This window comes from Pengzhenrongella sp. (genome assembly GCF_036565025.1).
Lineage (GTDB): Bacteria > Actinomycetota > Actinomycetes > Actinomycetales > Cellulomonadaceae > Pengzhenrongella.
On sequence record NZ_DATCNW010000029.1, the window covers coordinates 1 to 2,769 of the forward strand.

Sequence of the window (2,769 nt, forward strand, 5' to 3'; positions counted from 1 at the left end):
CTCTCGGCGTGGAACCCGCCGATCGAACCGGAGCCGATGAGGCCGAGACGCACGGGGGCGAGGGAAGTCATTTCGTTGGCTCCTTGGGGACGGCGGCGTCGACTGGACGGATCCAATAACTAGATCGATCTAGTTCATCATCGACCGGCCGGGCCGAAACTGTCAATATGTCCGGTCAAAGCGGGCCAAGATTTGGACGTTCACCCGGTGCGACGGCGTGCAAGGATGACCGCGAGCATTCAGCGCAGAGCTACCTCGCTCGCGCGCGGTAGGGCTCGCGACCTACCTCCCCACCACAGGAAGTCCGACATGACGCTGCCCCCGACGACGATCTCCGCGATCCCGGGCTCCGCCCTGGTGGACCACCTCGAGCTGGCGTTACTGCCCGACGAGCTCTGGTGGGGCGGGGCCGTTGCGGACGGGCAGCAGATGCCGTTCGGCGCCTCCGCTCACCGGCGCGACCTCGCGACCTCCCAGGGTTTCCTGCTGGAAGGCGACGACACGCACGGCTGCAACCAGTCGGCGCCGTTGCTCGTCTCCACCCGCGGGCGGTACATCTGGTCCGAGCAGCCGTTCACCTTCGCGTTCGACGGCGACGGCACGCTCACGGTCGACGGCTCCGACGTCGCGATCGGGCAGGGCCACGGGCCGGACAGCGGGTCCCTGGCCGGGGCGTTCCGCGCCGCGTCGCGCCGGCACTTCCCGCCGTCCGGAGCCACCCCGGCGCCGGCCATGTTCGCCGCTCCGCAGTACAACACCTGGATCGAGTTGCCCTACGCGCCGACCCAGGACGGGGTGCTCGCGTACGTGCGGGGTCTGCTGGACGCCGGTTTCCCGCCGGGCGTGGTGATGATCGACGACCGCTGGTCGCCGTCGTACGGCACGTGGCGGTTCGAGCCTTCGCGGTTCGGTGACCCTGCGGAGATGGTGCGCCAACTGCACGCCTGGGGTTGCACGGTGATGCTCTGGCTGGTGCCGTTCGTCAGCCCCGACAGCGACACCTTCCGCGACCTGCGCGGGCGCGGCCTGCTGGTCCGCGACGCCGACGGCACCCCGGCCATCCGGGAATGGTGGAACGGGTACAGCGCGGTGCTGGATGCGACGAACCCCGACGCCGTCGCGTGGCTGCACGGCGAGCTCGACGCGCTGGTCGACGTCCACGGCGTGGACGGCTTCAAGTTCGACGCCGGCGACATCTACGACTACCGGGCGGGCGACCTCACGACCGGCGGCGCCGACCCGGCGAGCCAGTGCGAGGCCTGGGCCCGGGCGGGCGCACGGTACCCGTTCAACGAGTACCGCGCGTGCTGGAAGATGGGCGGCCAGCCCCTCGCCCAGCGGTTGCACGACAAGCCGCCGATCTGGGGAGCCGGGGGCCTCACCTCGCTCATCCCCGAGTCGATCGCCCAGGGGCTGATCGGGCACGCGTTCGTCTGCCCGGACATGGTCGGCGGCGGCGAGCTGTCGGTCTTCGACGAGGAGGGCTTCACCCTCGATCAGGAGCTCTTCGTCCGGTATGCGCAGGTCGCGGCCCTGTTCCCGATGATGCAGTTCTCGCTCTCGCCGTGGCGGGTCCTCGACCCCGAGCACCTGGCCGCCGTGCGGGACGCCGTCCGCCTGCACCAGGACCTGGTCCCGGAGATCCTCGAGCTCGCGGAGCACGCCGCCGCGACGGGCGAACCGATCCTGCGGGCCCTGGCCTATCACCACCCGGGGTTCGAGCAGGTCAGCGACCAGTTCCTGATCGGCGAGCACCTCCTGGCCGCGCCCGTGCTCGAACCGGGCGCGACGACCCGGACCGTCGTCCTGCCGCCGGGGCGGTGGATCGGACCCGACGGAACCGCGTTCGAAGGCCCGGCATCGATCGTGCTCGACGTCGATCTGGGATCCGTCCCGTGGTTCCGCCGCGCGTAACGTCCGAGCGTTGACGTCCTATAGGACGTCAACGCTCGGACGTTACGGAGAAAGCGGTAGGCGTCGGGACGCCGTCGGGCAGCGCTTGCTCAGGCCGCGGCCGCAGCCTCGGCGCGCGCGCGGCTCGGCAGGTGCGCGCGCCAGCTGGAGGCGACCACGGCGAGGCAGCCGGCGGCGATGACGAATCCGGCGCCGAACATCTGCGGGTAGCTCCAGCGCGTGGAGAGCACCGCGAGCACCGCGGGGACGAAGAACCCGAGGTAGGCGAACGAGTAGTAGACGGCGGTCAGCCCCGCGAGGTCGTCCGGGCCGGCGATGCGCTGCACCTCGTTGAGCCCGGCGACGAGCGCGAGGCCGTATCCCATGCCGAGCACGGCAGCGGCGGCGAACGCCAGGGCCAGCGTGAGCTGCTCGGCGGCGGCCGCGCCGAGGCCCATGCCAATGACGATGATCACGAGCGCGATGACCGAGGCCCGGGCGCTGCGACGGCTGTCGATCGCCCGCCCGAGCACCTGGATCCCGACGCCGCAGCCGAGGGTGAGCACCGTGAGCAGCGCCGAGAAGGCGATGGGCAGCCCGCCGGAGTGCGCGCGCATGAGGCCCGGCAGGACCGCGTACGCGCTGCCCGCGCAGCCGAACACCCACGGCGCGAGCGGGACGACGACGCGCCGGAAGCGCCGGTGCGCGACGGACGGCACCTTGAGGTCGGCGAGCAGGCTGCCGCGCGCCGCGGCGGGTTCGACGGCGCGGGTCTCGGGCGCACGCAGCAGCCACAGTCCGGTGAGCACGGTGAGCGCCACGTGCACGAGGTAGGCGGTCTCGGTGGGCCGCGGCCCCCACTGCGCGAGCACACCC

At 71.8% G+C, this 2,769-nt stretch carries 1 protein-coding gene and 1 pseudogene; one reads left to right on the plus strand and one right to left on the minus strand.

The window, feature by feature from the left end:
- The first annotated feature begins 309 nt into the window (after positions 1 to 309).
- Positions 310 to 1,914, plus strand: a complete 1,605-nt coding sequence (locus VIM26_RS01545; protein ID WP_331948550.1) for a glycoside hydrolase family 31 protein — start codon at positions 310 to 312, stop codon at positions 1,912 to 1,914.
- An 89-nt stretch (positions 1,915 to 2,003) separates the two neighbouring features.
- Here VIM26_RS01545 and VIM26_RS01550 read toward each other — a convergent pair.
- Positions 2,004 to 2,769 (minus strand): annotated as a pseudogene (locus VIM26_RS01550) (MFS transporter); the annotation flags it as partial.

Coding starts and splice junctions, on each gene's coding strand:
- VIM26_RS01545 (WP_331948550.1), top strand. CDS start 310: ATGACGCTGCCCCCGACGACGATCTCCGCGATCCCGGGCTCCGCCCTG.